We start from the raw sequence: 15969 nt of genomic DNA on the forward strand, positions 1-15969 counted from the left end.
AACTCAAAGACGGCCTCGGCCTGGACCACTTCGAAGGCCGCTCCTGGCTCGGCTGGCACCGCCACGTCACCCTCACCGCGGTGGCCCAAGCCATCTGCACCCAGCTCCGACGCACCCCAAAAGCCCCTGCGCAGGCCTGACCCTCTACGCAGTCCTGCGCGAACTCCAGGCCCTGCTCGCGGTCTGGACAGGTGTCTGCCACACCTGCCGACAACCCGTCCAGACCCGAACCCCACAACAGAAACCCCAGCTCAACAGCACCTAACAAAGCGCTACTAGTGCTGTGCCCTGGAAGGTTGTGGAGGTAATCGGGGCTGGCAGGGTGGTGGGTGGAGGTGGTGCTGGTGGCTCGTCAGCCTGAGGTGTTTGTGCGGGATCTGTCGCCTGAGCAGGCGCAGCGTCTGGTGAAGATCACCAGGTCGACACGGGATCGTGTCCGGTTGCGGCGGGCGGGGGTCGTGCTGGCGTCGGTGCAGGGCAGGTCCGCGAGCGAGATCGCGACGATGTTCGCCGCTACGGAGAACTATGTGCGGGAGGTGATCCACGCGTTCAACGACTCCGGGTTCGCCGCTTTGGACCCAAAATGGAGCGGCGGCCGGCCACCTAAATTCGGGCCGGTCGCCCGCGACCTTGTCTGCCGTATCGGCCGCAGCGACCCGCAGGGACTGGGACTGCCCTTCACCGGGTGGAGCCTGACCAAACTGGCTGCCTACCTGCGCCAGCGCCACCGGCTGATCATCTCCACTGAGAGCGTACGCCGGATCCTGCACGAGGCGGGGATCTCCTGGCAGCGCACGAAAACGTGGAAAGCCAGCAAAGACCCCGAGTTCGCGGTGAAGATGACTCGCGTCCTGGCCCTGTATGACCACCCGCCCGCCGATGGGCGGGTGCTCTGTGTGGACGAGTTCGGGCCGCTGAACCTGCAACCCCGCCCCGGACACGGCTGGTTCCGGCGCACCCACCCGGCCCGTCGCCGGGCCACCTACACCCGCCACGCCGGGATCCGGCAGATGTTCGCCGCGCAAGATCTGGCGACCGGACAGCTCTTCTACCGGTTCCGCGACCGCAAACGCTGGCCGGAGTTCCTCGACTTCTGCAAACAACTCCGCCGCCGCTACCCGGCCGGGAAGCTCTACCTGATTTGCGACAACTACGGCCCGCACGGCAAAGCCGAAGTCACCACCTGGTGCACGGCACACGGGATCGAACTGGTCTACACCCCGAAGAACGCGTCCTGGCTCAACTGGATCGAGTGCGAGTTCACCGCCCTGCGCTACTTCACCCTCGACGGCAGCGACTACCCAACACACGCCGCCCAAGAAGCCGCCATCGCCAGCTACATACGCTGGCACAACCGCCACTGCCACCCCAAACGCCACTTCGCCATCAACTCCAAGATCCGCCGCCCCGATTACCTACCCAACGTTGCATGACACGGCACTAGGCCGGTCGTGGTCGGGCATGATTGGGGGCCGCGTTCGTTCGCTTCGCATGTTCAGCTGCCAGCAAACCTTCGTCGCGTTGCGGCTCGCCAGCGACCAGCACGCTTTGTGGGCGCTCAATTTGGGGCGGGCGGCTGGGCGACGATCGCGTCGGTCACGCTTCCCCTTGCTACCCCTAGGCAGCCGACGACGGTCTGACCTCCACTCGAATCACAGCACCTCACGGCACAAACGATCTTGAAACAATCCCGAGGAGCCCACAATTGTGGTGAATGTCGGCTATGCCATCCGGGTGAAATAGTCACTGTCCCCGTAGAACACACGGCGAGTGATCGGTAATGGTAGGCGTGTGGATCGCGGCCGTGTCCGTATCGCGCCTCTCACGGTGGACAATCATGCAGGCTACGAGGCGGTCATCAAGCTCGGTGACCGGTTCAGTGATCGCCTGGGTCAGTTGCCTTACGCGGCGTTCGAGGATGCACGTGACGACCAGCGGATTCTGATCGCGACGGACTTGGCCGCGGGGTCCGTCGTGGGTTATGCGTTATACCGGCTGCCCCGCAACGAGGTATCGCTGACTCACCTGTGCGTCGCACCTGATGCTCGCGGCACCGGCGTCGCCCGTGCCCTGGTGGACGCGATCTCCGAAAAGCATGTGCAACGCTTAGGGATACGAGCCAAGTGCCGAGATGACTACGAACTCGCCGACACATGGACGGGCCTGGGATTTACTGCTCGCGCGAAGGCCATCGGGCGTGGCCGGGACCGAGCCCCGATGACGGTGTGGTGGAGGGATCACGGACATCCGGACCTGTTCACCGAGTACGAGGTGCCGGTCGAGCTGCGAGCCGCGATCGACCTGAATATCGCGCTCGACCTGGCCAGCTCGGCCGACCGCAAGATGCGATCCGAGCTCCTTGTCGCCGACGATCTCGCGGGCCGCCTCCAACTGGTGGTCAGTTCCGGCATGCTCGCCGAGATCAACGACGGCGAACGCTCCAGGCGAGGCCCGCTCCTCGAGGCGATCGAGCCGTACCCGACGGTGCACGCCGTGGAGGCGAGGGCCCAAGACCTGGCGAACCGCATCCTCACCGAAGTCCAGAACACCGCGCCCGACTACCCGGCGAACGAGCAGGATCGCAGGGACCTCCTGCAGGTCGCCCACGCCGCCGCAGCGGGCGTCAGTGTCTTCCTCACCTGGGACCAACGCCTCATCAACCGCTTGGGAGACGTAGTCGAAGCGCTGACCGGCACCACGCTGATGAAACCCAGCTACGTGGTACTGCACCTCGACGAACTCGCAAACGCTGACGCCTTCCGCCTCGACAGCCTGGCCGGAAGTACCTTCACCCACGCCCGCGCCGGCACGCGCCTCGAGCGTGAACTCGACGCGTTCATCGCCGACAGCTCCGGCGAGCGCCGCCCCCAGCTGCACCGTCACGTCCACCAGCTGATCCGCGCGGGCCGGGAACCCCGAATCGTCCACGATGAGAGGGACATTGCCGCCGCGCTCTACTGCGCCTACCGCAACGGCGAGCGATGGGAAGTGCCGCTGCTGCGCGTAACCCAGCACCCCCTCGCCGACACTCTCGCCCGCCATCTTCTGTGGAATCTCCGCTTGCAGGCCCGCGACGAGGGCGCCGGTCTGATCGACATCTGCGACCCGTACCTACCGCGACGCCTCGTGCAGGCTGCCAGCTTCGAGTCTCTCACCGCCGCAGGAACACATTGGTTCGCACCAGTTATCGACGTATGCGGCGAATCACACGAGGTCGCTGCGGCCGCGGCCCGAATCCACACGGCCGCGGGCCTACCCGCGCCACCTCTGCTGCGCCCCGGCTTGTCCGCGCACGCAGCGGCAACACTGGAACACACGTGGTGGCCCGCCAAGATCCTCGACAGTCAACTGCCCACCTTCGTCATCCCCATCAGAGCGAACTACGCCTACGAACTCTTCGGCTATCCCGAAGGACTCAGCACCCGCGACACCCAGCTGTCGCTGGGGCGCGAGCACGTCTACTACCGCAGCGCCACCAACAGCAAAATCATTGCACCAGCGCGCGTCCTGTGGCTGTCCACCGGTGCAGGCACCGGCAGTGGACACATCTTCGCGGCATCCACTCTGGACAGTCGTGTCGTCGACTCCCCAGAACAGTTACACGAGACCCTGTCCTACTACGGAACTTTCGATCTCGCAGCCGTGACCGCCGCCGCCAGAGGCAGCGACGTCGCCGAGGCACTGCGGCTGTCCGACACCGAACTGTTCCGGACACCGATCAGTCGCCGACGGTATCGCCAGCTCCGCGAGAACCTCGGCACAGGCCCGAAAGAATTCATGGGACCGCAACGCATCCCGGCCGAACTGTTCGCCGCCGTATACGCGCTGGCCACACAATAACCGCGCCGACGTCGCGCGTACGCGTGACAACCATCCAGGTTCGAACTAGCGTTCCCCTCATGGTTGGGAGTCCCACGGAACAGCTTGTGCTACCCCTCCAGGTAGGGTCACCGTCCGTGCCCAGACATACCCAGGACCACGTAGACGTGCGCCCTCTGCTGATGTCGCTGCGACCGCGCTTCGCCCACGCGATCCTCGAAGGCACTAAAACCGTAGAACTGCGACGCAGCCGGGTCGCCGCGCCACCAGGAACACCGATCATCGTCTACGCCAGCACTCCCGTGCGCTCCGTCCTCGGCACCGCAGTCCTCGGCGCGGTCGACACCGACACGCCCACCCGGCTCTGGCGGCGCCACCGCACCCACCTCGGGCTCACCCGCGCCGAATTCAACGACTACCTCGCGGGCGTCTCCACCGCCTCATGCCTACTCATCGAACAGGCACGCCCGCTGCCCGAGCCCTACGAACTCAACTGGCTCCGCAACCACGCCAGCTTCCAACCACCCCAGAGCTACCGCTACCTCGCCCTGGACGACCCCCAGCCACTGCACGCCCTGACCACACCTCACCCCGCCTGACACGCTCGCCGTCTCCTCCCGCACCAACCACGGTCAGACCCCTTCTCGCTTGACGCCCCCGACGCCGCGGTTGACATCCGACGCGTCCCGGAGCAGGACAGAAGAACACAGGATTCTTCGGGCTTGGAGGTCGTCATGGCGTGGGTGGAGCGATCAGGCAAACGGTCCTGGCGGGTGCGCTGGCACGTGCCCGGGCGCACCCAGTCGGTCGGAGGGTTTCGAAGTGAAGGCGACGCCCTCGCCTACGTCGCCGACATGGCCACCGACCGGCGACGCGGCACCTGGATCGACCCCGCCGCTGGGCGCATCACACTCGCCGAATGGGTCACACGGTGGCTCCCTGCCATCGACCTCGACGAGCGCACCGTCGAGAGCTACCGCAGCCGGCTACGCTGCCACCTCCTGCCACGCTTCGGCAACACCCCACTGGCTGAAATCACCACGCTCGACGTCACCCTGTGGGCAACGACCCTCGGCGAACGCTACGCGCCCACTACGATATCCAGCCTGATCAACTTGCTGTCGATGATCCTCACCGACGCCGCCGACCAGCACCTCATCGCGACCAACCCCGTCCACAAGCGCCGCCGCCGCGGCCGGCGCTCCCGTCGAATCACCCGCGAGAAAATCTGGGCCACCCCGGAACAAGTCGTCCACATCGCCGAACAAGCCGGAATGCTCGGTGGCCGAGTGGCCTACCTGCTGGTCATCACCGCCGCCTGGACCGGCTGCCGCTGGGGCGAACTGGCCGGCCTGCACCACAGCCAACTCGACCTCGACCACGGCGTGCTCACCATCGACCCCTTCCTCGGGGCACTGCACGAGTGCGGACACCGCCGCTGGCTCGGCCCACCCAAAAGACCCTCCGCCGCCCGCCGCATCACACTGCCGCCATTCCTCGTCAGCTTGCTGCGTGAACACATGGAAATCCACCCGTTCGAGTTCGTGTTCACCACACCCTCCGGCACCTGGCTGTGGCGCTCCACATTCATCCGCCGCGTCTTCCGACCCGCCGTTGACGGCAAACCCGGCACCGACCTCACGGCAGTCCGGCGCGGCCTGACCTTCCACGGGCTGCGACACAGCCACAAAACCTGGCTCATCGCCGATGCCATCCCGGAGATCGCGCAAGCCCGCCGCCTCGGCCACCGCCTCGACAACCGCATCGTCGAGACCTACAGCCACGTCGCCCCAGAAGTCGAACACCGCCTCCTCACCGCCCTCGAACACCGCTGGCACACCGCGACCCACCAGGACCCGCCGCCCGCACCCGAACCCAGCACCCCGACCGAACCGCCACTCGCGCCGGTTGTCCCCCTCTTCGCCGGCACGCGGGACACCACCACCGCTCGGCGGGAAACCCAACGCGCGCAACGGAAACACGCCCGCGCCAGCGCAGGACGCGCCAGGCTCATGCCCCAGAAACGCCCCACCCGGGGCGAATGCGGCACCGCACTAACGATCTTCAGAGATCACCATGAGAACACAAGAAAACCCCTCCGACCAGCACGAACAGCGTGATCGAAAGGGCTTGTCAAACCTGTGGAGCTAAGGGGACTCGAACCCCTGACCCCCTCACTGCCAGCGCCACGACACCCCGCAGTGGCCGGTTGTAGACCGATGCCCAGCCGGAGAGCACCCTGTGCCATCACGGCCAACGCCCCCTCCCACCGAAATCCACGCTTGGTCGACATAGACCCAGGACGTCGCTTTGGGCCCCTGAAAGTCGCTGCAGCTTGCCAGGCCAATCGTCGATCCTTGCGGCCCTCTCAAGCAAGGTTGCCGTATTCTTCGACTTGGCGGGTCCCGCAGCCAGAGGAGGGGCATGGCGTGCAACATCTCAAACGAAGATGACACGACGGGCGCCACGTTGAACTCGATCATCGGTAGTCCTGGAACAGCTGTGCAAATGCGGGATCTCAACGGTGGAAGCATCCATATCCACTCAAGCGTGACCATCGTCAACGGTGGCCCGTTAACAGCGCCTCACTCCCTCGACAGAAAACTTCACTTGCTGATCGTGGACGACGAACCACACTGGTTGGCGCTGCTGGTCGACAGACTGCGTCACAATGCAGACGTGGGCAAGGTGTTCAAGGCGGTGGACGCGTCCGAAGCGCTGCGTCTGCTTGCCTCGGACAATCCGGAGCTCAAGCAGCGCAAGGAGATAGGGTTACTGGTCATCGATGCGGTGTTCACCGACCTGCAAATGCCGGGCCTCTCTGGGATGGAGATGGCAAGGGTCTTCTCCGCACTCGACCCCGCGCCGGTGCTGGTATTCGTCACCGGACACGCACATGAGGCGGTGAACGCCTTCGACCTCGGTGCCGTGGACTACCTGCTCAAACCGTGCGATCAACGCCAGTTGGACCGTGCGATCGACCGCGTCCTGCAGAGGCTCCGTGGAGAATCACTACTCGGGCGGCCATAACAGCTTGAGCTGTCGTTCGCTGCTGTTCAACGCCGACAAGGTGGCTCCGGCCTCGAGGCATATCGTCGGTGCTCACCCGAACTGGTGACTACGAAGACCAAGCCCCGGTGAGGTTCGATAGTCGCGTGCGTCTCACCGACCCGCTCAACGCCAGGCAGCTGGACGTGCTGCGCTGGATCGCCAACGGCTGTCCGGACGGTGTCATGTCCGGCGACGCCCACAAGCTCACAGCACGAGCGCTGCAGAGCCGGCGACTGATCACGGTCACCAAACGCAAAGGGTTCTGGTCCGCGGCCGTGACCAGCACCGGCCGCTACTATCTGGAGCACGGCCGCTTTCCCGCACCGTCTGAGAAGCCGCTCCCCAAGGCCAAGCGCGAGACGCCCTCGCAACCGAAGGTGCGCGCGACCGAGCCGTCGGCCAGCAGCGGGGACACTCCTCGCGAGCCCCCACGCCCAGTGAAGAAGCCGAGCGCCGCAGAGCAACTCGTGGCTGAGGTCATCGCGGCCGGTGGGGTGCTGGAACTTCCCGCAGACGCCGACCATGACGGCTATCGGATGGCGCAGTTGGCCCGCATCGCCAACCGTCACGGTAAGACACCACCTGGCAAGCGGCTCGTGCATCAGATCGTGCACGACGGTAGCTGGTTGGGTCCGCGGCGCAACCTCTTCGTCCTTGAAGACGGGCCAGCAGGAGCCGATGCCCCGTTGGAGCCGGTACCCGTGCCCGACGAGGTCGGCCGATACCACCCAGCAGTGTCGGCACTGCGCAAGGCGAAGCGCATCGACGTCTCGCCCGCAGCGCAGGGTCGGGCGTTAAGGATTCTGCACGCAGTCGCCGTCGACGCCGAACGTCGCGGCTTCACCGTGTCCGACCACCGCCCCAAGCCCAACTCCCAACAGGGGACTCCGGCTCAATGGCACCTGCTCCTCTCGGACAGTCAGGAAACAGTGCCGCTGCGGATCAGCGAGGAGACCGATCGCGTCGAGCATGTGCCGACCGCCAAGGAACTCAAGGAAAAGGAACGCCGCCCCTGGATAAGCATCCCCAGCCACGTCCACGTTCCCAGCGGACGCCTCCGCATCGACCTCGGTGGCCCAGCCGACACTGAACGCAGATCGTTCTGGGCCGACCGGGCGTCGTGGACGCTGGAGGAGAAACTGCCGGGGTTGCTGCGCGAAGTCGCCGTCCGCGCCGACGAACTGCGCCTGCGCCGCGAAGCCCAGAAACGCGCCGAGACCCAGTACCGAGACGATGTCGCCCGCGAACAGGAACGCGCCCGTGCCCGCGCCGCAGAAGCGCACCGGCTGAAAATCCTGCAACAACAGCTCGAACGCTGGCGCGAAGTCCGCGAGTTACGCACCTTCGCAGCCACCCTCACCGAACGCCTCGCCAAGGCCGACGCCGGCGACGGCACTCTCGCGGAGGCCCACCGCTGGCTGGAGTGGATCACCGAGCACGCCGACCGGCGGGACCCGTTCCGGACGCTGCCGGGCTGGCCTGAGCCGCCCCAACTGCATACCTGGGAGCTAGACCAGTACATGAACCGGGTACACGAGCCACCGGAGATGCGATACCGGCCCGAAAAATATTGACCCATCAACGTCGTCTCGCCCGGTGTGAGCGGCTCCCTACTGTCAACGGGGTTTGTTTTCACCCATCGCCAGGGGCCATTAGCTTTCACGCAAGAAGGCTGGCTGTGCCCGGCCACCCTGATCGACCTGCACAACAAAGAACTCATCGGCCACGCGATGGCCGAGCACGTGCGCACCGAACTCGTCTCCGACGCGATCACGCTCGCCGCCCGGGCACGGCTGCTCGGCCAGGCCGCGATCGGCCACGCCGACCTCGGCTCGCAACCCGAGTTCAACCGGTCGTCGCCCAAGATCACCCCGGCTTGTTGTGTGCTGGTCGAATCTGGTGGAATGACACCGGTGTAGTTTTAACGCTCGACCGCACGGCTAAACTGCGGTTGATCTAGCACGGACGATCTTGAAGTTTCCAGCCAGGCTGGCTACCTGGTAGCTGACAGATAGACCTTGGAGGTGGCATGAAGAGCAACGACCACAAGGCGGTAGTTCTCCTCAGCGGCGGGTTGGACTCCGCGACGGTTCTGGCGATGGCCCGCGCTGAGGGATACGAGCCGTATGCACTGAGTTTCCGATATGGCCAGCGTCACGATGTGGAGCTTGATGCGGCGAAGAAGGTCGCTGCCGCACTCGGAGCGGCCGGGCACGTAGTCGCGGAGATTGACCTGCGGGTTTTCGGCGGCTCGGCGCTGACCGCCGACATTGACGTTCCTCATAACGACAGCGCGGATGACCTGGAGACCAGCGAGATCCCCATCACCTACGTGCCGGCCCGGAACACCGTCTTCCTGTCGTTCGCCCTCGCGTGGGCAGAGACTCTGGAGGCCAGTGATGTCTTCATCGGTGTCAGCGCGGTGGACTACAGCGGCTACCCGGACTGCCGACCGGAGTACATCGAGGCGTACGAGCGGATGGCCAACCTCGCTACAAAGGCTGGAGTGGAAGGCCGCCAGCACCTGCGTATCCACACGCCGCTGATCGAACTGAGCAAGGCGCAGACCATTGCCCGCGGCCTGGAATTGGGTGTCGACTACTCACTGACGCACAGTTGCTACGACCCGCGCCCTCAAGGCCGGGCGTGCGGTACCTGCGACTCCTGTCTGCTCAGGGGCCGAGGCTTCGCCGAACTAGGTCTCACCGACCCCGCTCTATCCGCGCCGTCTGTGGTTGCCTGATGGCCTACCAGGTCAAAGAGATCTTCTACACTCTCCAAGGTGAGGGCACCCACGCCGGCCGACCAGCGGTGTTCTGCCGATTCGCGGCGTGCAACCTGTGGAACGGTCGTGAGTCCGGGCGGGCTCGGGCTATCTGCAAGTTCTGCGACACCGACTTCGTTGGTACCGACGGCCCCGGTGGTGGCACCTTTGCCACGGCAACCGAACTCACAGCCCAGGTGTTGGCGAGGTGGCAGGGGAACGCACATGACCGTGCACAGCCGTTCGTGGTGTGCACAGGCGGCGAACCGCTGTTGCAACTGGACGAACCCCTGGTCGACGCGCTCCACGGGGCGGGGTTCGAGATCGCTGTGGAGACCAACGGCACCCAACCGGCTCCCGCAGGCCTGGACTGGATCTGCGTCAGCCCGAAAGCCGGCGCTGACCTGGTGCTCACCACAGGCAACGAACTCAAGCTGGTCTTCCCGCAAGAAGGCGCGGAGCCAGAGTTGTTCGAGCACCTGAACTTTAGCCGATTGCTACTGCAACCCATGGACAGCCCAGATCGAGCCCTCAACACGAAACTGGCCGTCGAGTACTGCCTGGCGAACCCGCAGTGGAGCCTGAGCCTGCAAACTCACAAGTACCTCGGGATCCAATGATGGAGATTTTCCGCGAGTTCACCTTCGAAGCCGCTCACCAACTGCCGCATGTCCCCGAAGGCCACAAGTGCGCTCGGTTACACGGGCACTCCTACCGGGTCGAGGTGCACGTGCAGGGCGAGGTCGGGCCAGACACCGGCTGGGTGATGGACTTTGGTGACCTGCGGGCGGCGTTCCAGCCACTGCATGAGCAACTCGACCACCAGTACCTCAACGAAGTGCCGGGCTTGGAGAACCCGACCAGCGAGGTGCTGGCACGGTGGATTTGGGATCGCCTGACTGGGCAGTTGCCGCTGTCTGCCGTGCAGGTGCGTGAGACGTGCACCTCAGGCTGCATCTACCGCGGGGAGGACCAGTGACCCTGGAAGACGTGCAGGGGCGACCGGACACGCGTGGTATCGCGCTCGACGAGGCGGGAGTGAGCGGCTTGCGCTATCCCGTCACGCTCGCAGATCGTGATGGCGCCAAACAGGAGTCCGTCGGTCAGGTCACGATGTCGGTCGGCGTGCCTGCGGAGACCAAGGGCACACACATGAGCCGGTTCGTGGAGATCTTGCACGAACACGCCACTGACATCAGCATCGCCACGCTGCCTATGATCATAGATGCTGTTTGTCAGCGTCTTGCCACTAAGCAGGCGCGCCTGCAGATCCGCGCGACCTACTTCCGTGAACGGTTCTCCCCAGTCAGCCATGCGCGGTCGCTGATGGGATATGACGCAGTCTGGTCGGCGACCGCGGACGGCACGTCGACGCTGCTGACGCTCGAGGTCCAGGTACCCGTGACGAGCGTGTGCCCCTGCAGCAAGGCCATTAGTGATTATGGCGCACATAACCAGCGTGGTCGCATCACTATCAGTGCCCGGCAGGCTGACGATGTCAGTCCTTTGTGGATCGAAGACCTCGTCGACATCGCCGAGAAGTCGGCGTCGGCGCCGGTCTACCCGCTGGTGAAACGGCCCGATGAGCGGTACATCACTATGCAGGCATACGACAACCCGGTGTTTGTCGAGGACATGGCCCGCAACGTTGCGGTGCAGTTGCGCAGCGATCCGCGTGTCGCCTCGTTCCACGTTCATGCATCCAACGATGAGAGCATCCACGACCACGCTGCGTTCGCGTCTATCACGTGGCCTCGCACGAGCATGCCGCTCGGCCACCCTGGATGGGAGCAGCGGTGAGCCAGACAACGGCAACAGAGCCGGATCTGCACGTGGTGGTCACGTGCGCTAACCGTAAGCGCCATCCCGTGCCCCAGAACCTGCGTCTGCAAAGCATCCAGCACAAGCGGTTGCCTGGCAGATTCGATAGCTGGATCCGTCAACTCACCACAAGCCACGCCGAGGAAGTGCCTGCGGACCAGCTTTACGGGGGCGAACACTGGCAAGTGGCGCGCGCACTTAGCCAAGACGCCTCGGCAGCAGGCCACGCAGCCGCCACATGGGTCTGTTCCGCTGGCTATGGGCTTGTGCCTATCACAGCACCGCTGCGTCCATACGCAGCTACGTTCACGTCCGGCCACCACGATTCGGTCGGAGGCACGACTGAGAGCATCCAGCGCTGGTGGGGATACCACACCGATTGGGCAGGCCCAGTCGCTGGTGCTCCTCGTTCGGTGGCTAGCCTCGGGGCTCGATCGCCTAGCGCGCACTTGCTCGTCGTGTTGTCGGCGATGTACTTGCGTGCCTGTGCCCGTGATCTCGTTACCCTGGCGGAACAACTGCGACAGCCCGAGCAGTTAACAATCATCTCCGTTGGCGGCTCTTCGCCACGCGAACTGCGAGAATTCGTGCTCCCCGCTAATGGCCACCTGCAGACCGTCGTCGGAGGAACCCTCGGAGCCCTCAACGTACGCATAGCCGCAAAACTGTTGCGAACCTTGCCGAACACTCCGCCGAACAGGCAGGTGTTCGCGGATGGTCTTGCTCGGTTGCAACAGCAGGCGGGGAAACGCCCGGTGTTCCAACGAACGCCAATGACCGACGACCAGATCCGCGCCTTCATCCTGGAGCGTCTCACCGAGCACAGCACGCATACCGCGCTGCTCCGGCAACTGCGAAGTTCCGGACTTGCCTGCGAGCAGAAGCGGTTCGCCCAACTGTTCTCAGCCACCGTGAGGAGCCAGTGATGCCACCAACATCTCAAGCCCTCAAGCGGCGAGCACTGCGCATTGAGCAGGTGCCAGAACTCACGCTGTACCTGTTCACGCTCAAGGCCCACGAGATCCTGCAGATAGCGGACATTTCGCGGGTAAGCCGAGACGAAGCCGGCAAGCTCATCGGCTACCAGCGTCCGGAGGTACGCAGCCACGTCAACGAAATCGTGGACTACCTCAACGGGCCAAACGCACTGTTCCCGAACCCGATCATCCTCGCCCTGTCGTCGGCTGCACGGTTCACATCGAGCCGCGGGCCCAATACCACCGACGGGCTTGCTCGCGGCGGCGACATCGAGATCCCCTTGCCCACCGGCGATCGGCCCAAACCTGCGTGGATCGTTGACGGCCAGCAGCGTGCGCTCGCTCTCACACAGGCCACCAACAAGGGCTTCCCGGTTCCCATCACCGCGTTCATCGCAGACTCCGTCAGTCTCCAACGCGACCAGTTCTTCCGCATCAACAACACCAAACCGCTGCCACGCGGCTTGGTCACCGAACTCCTGCCTGAGGTTGATACCCGCCTACCGCCCCGACTGTCGATCAAGAAACTGCCGTCGGAGTTGTGCAACCTGCTCAACCAAAACAAGGAATCACCGTTCCACGGGCTGATCCGTCGTGCCTCCTCGGGCAGTAAGGCTTCTCGTAGTGCGGTGGTCACCGACACCAGCATCATCAAGATGCTGGAGGAGAGCCTGTCTACGGGATGCCTGTTCGTATACCGGAACCTGACGAGCGGCGAAATCGACAGCGACGGCCTGTGGACGGCGCTGATCGTCTACTGGTCGGCGGTCCGCGATACATTTCCTGACGCCTGGAGCAAGCCACCGGCCAAGAGCCGTCTCATGCACGGTGCGGGCATCCAGGCAATGGGACGCTTGATGGACCGCATACTCACTACCATCGACCCCACAGCCGCTGATGCGCCCGCTGCGGTCCGAACTGAGTTGGCGCGCGTCGCCCCGTACTGTCATTGGACTTCGGGTGTCTGGCCTGAACTCGGCATGAAGTGGAACGACATCCAGAACCTGTCGCGCCACACGCAGCAGCTGTCCAGTTTTCTCATCCGTACCTATGCGCAGAGCAGGACGCCGCGGCCATGAAATTCTTCTTCCCTGACTCCCAGGACCAGATCGATCGCGAGTTTGACTTCTTCACCGAAGAAAAGGGGATCTTCCGCGTCCGGCAACGCGACGATCTGTACGCACACGAAGCACTGCACGAACCTCCGTTTCACGGATTGCTGGTTTCCAAGGCAATTGTGGACGGCACCGCCAACGGAACTGGCAAGTACACCGTCGCCCAGCGCCACCGACTCTACCGGCAAGGCGCCCGCAAGTTCTTCAGACTCGATCACGCCGGCCAGACACTGGAGATCATGGGCGATTGCGGCGCCTTCAACTACATCAAAGAGGAGGTCCCGCCGTACAGCCCAGACGAGGTCATCGACTTCTACGAAGGGTGCGGCTTCGACCTCGGAGTCTCCGTAGACCATGTGATCTTTGGATACAACCCGGCCACCGACGACGGCGCCGACGCCGACGACCTAGAGGATTGGCGTCGACGGCAAGAGATCACTCTCGAACTTGCCACGGAGTTCCTTACGAAAGTCCGGCAAGAAGCGTCCTTCGAGCCCCTCGGTGTGGCCCAGGGATGGAGTCCTGGCTCCTACGCTCACTCAGTGGCCAACTTGCAGAAGATGGGCTACCGCCGCATCGCCTTGGGCGGCATGGTGCCGTTGAAAACACAGGACATCATGGCCTGCCTTGCAGCCATCGCTGACGTGCGGGACAGCGCGACGCAACTGCACTTGTTGGGCATCAGTCGTTGCGAGAACGCCACCGGATTCGCCGCGCACGGCGTGACAAGTTTTGACAGTACATCGGCGTTTCAACAGGCGTACAAGGACGAGAGAAACAACTATCACACGCTTGAACGAGCCTATATGGCTATCCGGGTTCCTCAAGTAGACGGCAACCCGAAACTACGGAGGGCTATCCGGGCAGGCCGCATCTCACAGGACGCGGCGATCGCCTGCGAGCGAGACTGCTTGCGTCTGCTACGTGCCTACGCCGGACAAGAAGCCACAGCGGACGCCGTCCTCGCCGCATTACGTGCCTACGAGGACCTGCACGACCCCGGCAAGGACCGCAGCGATGCCTACCGCCAGACCCTGGAAGCACGCCCCTGGGAGCAGTGTACCTGCGGGATCTGCGACCGGATCGGTATCGAAGTCGTAATCTTCCGAGGCGCCGAGCGCAACAAGAGCCGCGGCTTCCATAATCTGTCCGTCCTCGCACACCAACTCGACCGCGAACTAGCAGGGAGCAAAGCGTGACCCGCACGACCAGTCGGCAGCGCAAGTCCAACGGCGCCGCCGCCGAGATCCGGATACCTGCTCTGGAGGTCCAGCAGGGACCCAATCGCACCCTCTACACATTCGCGATCGACGGCAAGCAACTCCCCCGCGTTGCCACCGTCTCCAGGGTTCGCCGCGGCGAGGATGCGCATCTGCAGGGTTACCAGCGTCCCGCTGCACTCGCCCACATCAACGCCATCCGACGCTACATCGAGTCTCCCGACGCGATGCTCCCCAACGCGCTTGTCGTAGCGTTCGACAAGCGAGTCACGTTCGAGTCCTCTGAACGCCGGTCGCCCAAGGCGTACTCCCGACCCGGTACGTTGGTCATCCCGGTTGATGACGCCTGGGAAGACGCTGACAAGCCCGGCTGGATCGTCGACGGCCAGCAACGCTCGTCGGCTATTCGAGACGCAGAGGTACAGCAGTTCCCGGTGTGCGTGACCGCGTTCATCACCGATGACGAGTCTCAACAACGCTCCCAGTTCATCCTCGTCAACAACACCAAGCCACTGCCAAAGGGCCTGATCCACGAACTGCTGCCGACGGCTGCTGGCGAACTCCCGCCGCAACTACAGGCGCGCCGCTACCCGGCAATGTTGCTGGAGCGCCTCAACCATGACGCAGACTCGCCAATGCGTCACAGGATCCAAACGCCGACCATGCCCGAGGGCGTCATCAAGGACAACTCGGTGCTCCGGATGCTAGAAAACAGCCTCACGGATGGCGCGCTACACCAGTACCGCAACGTCCACAACGGTGGCGGTCGAACCGAGGACATGCTCGTCCTCGTCAAGACCTTTTGGACCGCTGTGAGCACCGTGTTCGCTGACGCCTGGGCGTTGCCGCCCCGCAAGTCACGACTGACCCACGGCGTCGGGATTATCAGCCTCAGCTTCGTCATGGATGCGATCGCAGACGTTCTTCTCGAGAAGGACGAACTGGACCTGGACGGCTTCGTATCCGAACTCTCACGACTGGATGAGGTGTGCCACTGGACGTCGGGTGTCTGGGAGATGAGCGACGGCACCCAGCGCAAATGGAACGATCTGCAGAACACTCCAAAAGATATCCAGTTGCTCACTAATCACCTGTTGGGCGAGTACCGCGCTCGCGCGTCTGGGAAGAGGCGTGGTTCGCGTCAACTCCGCTTGGCGTAGACCTCTGCCCACGGATACTTTGCGAGCCGCGCGCCAGGCGGG

The 15969-nt window shown here is 64.1% G+C and carries 14 protein-coding genes and 2 pseudogenes; all 16 read left to right on the plus strand.

What is annotated here, in order from left to right:
* Window positions 1-140, plus strand: a pseudogene (locus A3CU_RS55755) (IS701 family transposase); the annotation flags it as partial.
* A gap of 204 nt (window positions 141-344) precedes the next feature.
* On the plus strand, window positions 345-1433 hold the full coding sequence (locus A3CU_RS0125880) for an IS630 family transposase (RefSeq protein ID WP_027944756.1): 1089 nt from the start codon (window positions 345-347) through the stop codon (window positions 1431-1433).
* 394 nt (window positions 1434-1827) lie between these two features.
* The gene (locus tag A3CU_RS0125885; RefSeq protein ID WP_169739692.1) at window positions 1828-3840 is read left to right on the plus strand and encodes a GNAT family N-acetyltransferase; all 2013 of its coding nucleotides are present in this window, start codon (window positions 1828-1830) and stop codon (window positions 3838-3840) included.
* Window positions 3841-4001: 161 nt separating this feature from the next.
* Window positions 4002-4418, plus strand: a complete 417-nt coding sequence (locus A3CU_RS46625; RefSeq protein WP_043842580.1) for an ASCH domain-containing protein — start codon at window positions 4002-4004, stop codon at window positions 4416-4418.
* 135 nt (window positions 4419-4553) lie between these two features.
* Entirely contained in the window at window positions 4554-5939 is a 1386-nt protein-coding gene (locus tag A3CU_RS46630; RefSeq protein WP_156960549.1) for a tyrosine-type recombinase/integrase, read from the plus strand.
* A gap of 499 nt (window positions 5940-6438) precedes the next feature.
* A pseudogene (locus A3CU_RS46635) lies at window positions 6439-6819 on the plus strand (LytR/AlgR family response regulator transcription factor); the annotation flags it as partial.
* 155 nt (window positions 6820-6974) lie between these two features.
* Window positions 6975-8444: a hypothetical protein gene (locus A3CU_RS0125905; protein WP_027944758.1), complete on the plus strand. Its 1470-nt coding sequence runs from the start codon at window positions 6975-6977 to the stop codon at window positions 8442-8444.
* A gap of 156 nt (window positions 8445-8600) precedes the next feature.
* Window positions 8601-8789: a hypothetical protein gene (locus A3CU_RS52720; protein WP_156960550.1), complete on the plus strand. Its 189-nt coding sequence runs from the start codon at window positions 8601-8603 to the stop codon at window positions 8787-8789.
* A 110-nt stretch (window positions 8790-8899) separates the two neighbouring features.
* On the plus strand, window positions 8900-9613 hold the full coding sequence (gene queC, locus A3CU_RS0125915) for a 7-cyano-7-deazaguanine synthase QueC (protein WP_027944760.1): 714 nt from the start codon (window positions 8900-8902) through the stop codon (window positions 9611-9613).
* Window positions 9613-10254 (plus strand): 7-carboxy-7-deazaguanine synthase, encoded by a 642-nt coding sequence (gene queE, locus A3CU_RS0125920; RefSeq protein WP_027944761.1) that lies wholly within the window; start codon window positions 9613-9615, stop codon window positions 10252-10254. The genes queC and queE overlap by 1 nt, the downstream gene beginning before the upstream one ends.
* On the plus strand, window positions 10254-10613 hold the full coding sequence (gene queD, locus A3CU_RS0125925; RefSeq protein ID WP_027944762.1) for a 6-carboxytetrahydropterin synthase QueD: 360 nt from the start codon (window positions 10254-10256) through the stop codon (window positions 10611-10613). Before queE ends, queD begins: the two co-directional genes overlap by 1 nt.
* On the plus strand, window positions 10610-11434 hold the full coding sequence (gene folE2 / locus A3CU_RS0125930; RefSeq protein ID WP_027944763.1) for a GTP cyclohydrolase FolE2: 825 nt from the start codon (window positions 10610-10612) through the stop codon (window positions 11432-11434). Before queD ends, folE2 begins: the two co-directional genes overlap by 4 nt.
* 479 nt (window positions 11435-11913) lie before the next feature.
* Window positions 11914-12381, plus strand: coding sequence for a hypothetical protein (locus A3CU_RS52725; protein ID WP_156960551.1), 468 nt, complete (start codon window positions 11914-11916; stop codon window positions 12379-12381).
* Complete coding sequence (dbpB, locus tag A3CU_RS0125940) at window positions 12381-13511, plus strand: DGQHR domain-containing protein DpdB (protein ID WP_027944764.1); 1131 nt, start codon at window positions 12381-12383, stop codon at window positions 13509-13511. Before A3CU_RS52725 ends, dbpB (A3CU_RS0125940) begins: the two co-directional genes overlap by 1 nt.
* Window positions 13508-14746 (plus strand): tRNA-guanine transglycosylase DpdA, encoded by a 1239-nt coding sequence (gene dpdA / locus A3CU_RS0125945; RefSeq protein ID WP_027944765.1) that lies wholly within the window; start codon window positions 13508-13510, stop codon window positions 14744-14746. The genes dbpB (A3CU_RS0125940) and dpdA overlap by 4 nt, the downstream gene beginning before the upstream one ends.
* The gene (dbpB, locus tag A3CU_RS46640; protein ID WP_052372174.1) at window positions 14743-15927 is read left to right on the plus strand and encodes a DGQHR domain-containing protein DpdB; all 1185 of its coding nucleotides are present in this window, start codon (window positions 14743-14745) and stop codon (window positions 15925-15927) included. The genes dpdA and dbpB (A3CU_RS46640) overlap by 4 nt, the downstream gene beginning before the upstream one ends.
* Window positions 15928-15969: the final 42 nt, after the last annotated feature.

Source organism: Amycolatopsis taiwanensis DSM 45107 (assembly GCF_000519205.1).
GTDB lineage: Bacteria > Actinomycetota > Actinomycetes > Mycobacteriales > Pseudonocardiaceae > Amycolatopsis_E > Amycolatopsis_E taiwanensis.

What these genes read in the sequence shown, in the direction of transcription:
- queD (WP_027944762.1), top strand. Translation starts at nt 10,254, where the DNA reads ATGGAGATTTTCCGCGAGTTCACCTTCGAAGCCGCTCACCAACTGCCG.
- A3CU_RS46625 (WP_043842580.1), top strand. Translation starts at nt 4,002, where the DNA reads ATGTCGCTGCGACCGCGCTTCGCCCACGCGATCCTCGAAGGCACTAAA.
- A3CU_RS46630 (WP_156960549.1), top strand. Translation starts at nt 4,554, where the DNA reads ATGGCGTGGGTGGAGCGATCAGGCAAACGGTCCTGGCGGGTGCGCTGG.
- dbpB (WP_027944764.1), top strand. Translation starts at nt 12,381, where the DNA reads ATGCCACCAACATCTCAAGCCCTCAAGCGGCGAGCACTGCGCATTGAG.
- A3CU_RS52720 (WP_156960550.1), top strand. Translation starts at nt 8,601, where the DNA reads ATGGCCGAGCACGTGCGCACCGAACTCGTCTCCGACGCGATCACGCTC.
- queC (WP_027944760.1), top strand. Translation starts at nt 8,900, where the DNA reads ATGAAGAGCAACGACCACAAGGCGGTAGTTCTCCTCAGCGGCGGGTTG.
- queE (WP_027944761.1), top strand. Translation starts at nt 9,613, where the DNA reads ATGGCCTACCAGGTCAAAGAGATCTTCTACACTCTCCAAGGTGAGGGC.
- dpdA (WP_027944765.1), top strand. Translation starts at nt 13,508, where the DNA reads ATGAAATTCTTCTTCCCTGACTCCCAGGACCAGATCGATCGCGAGTTT.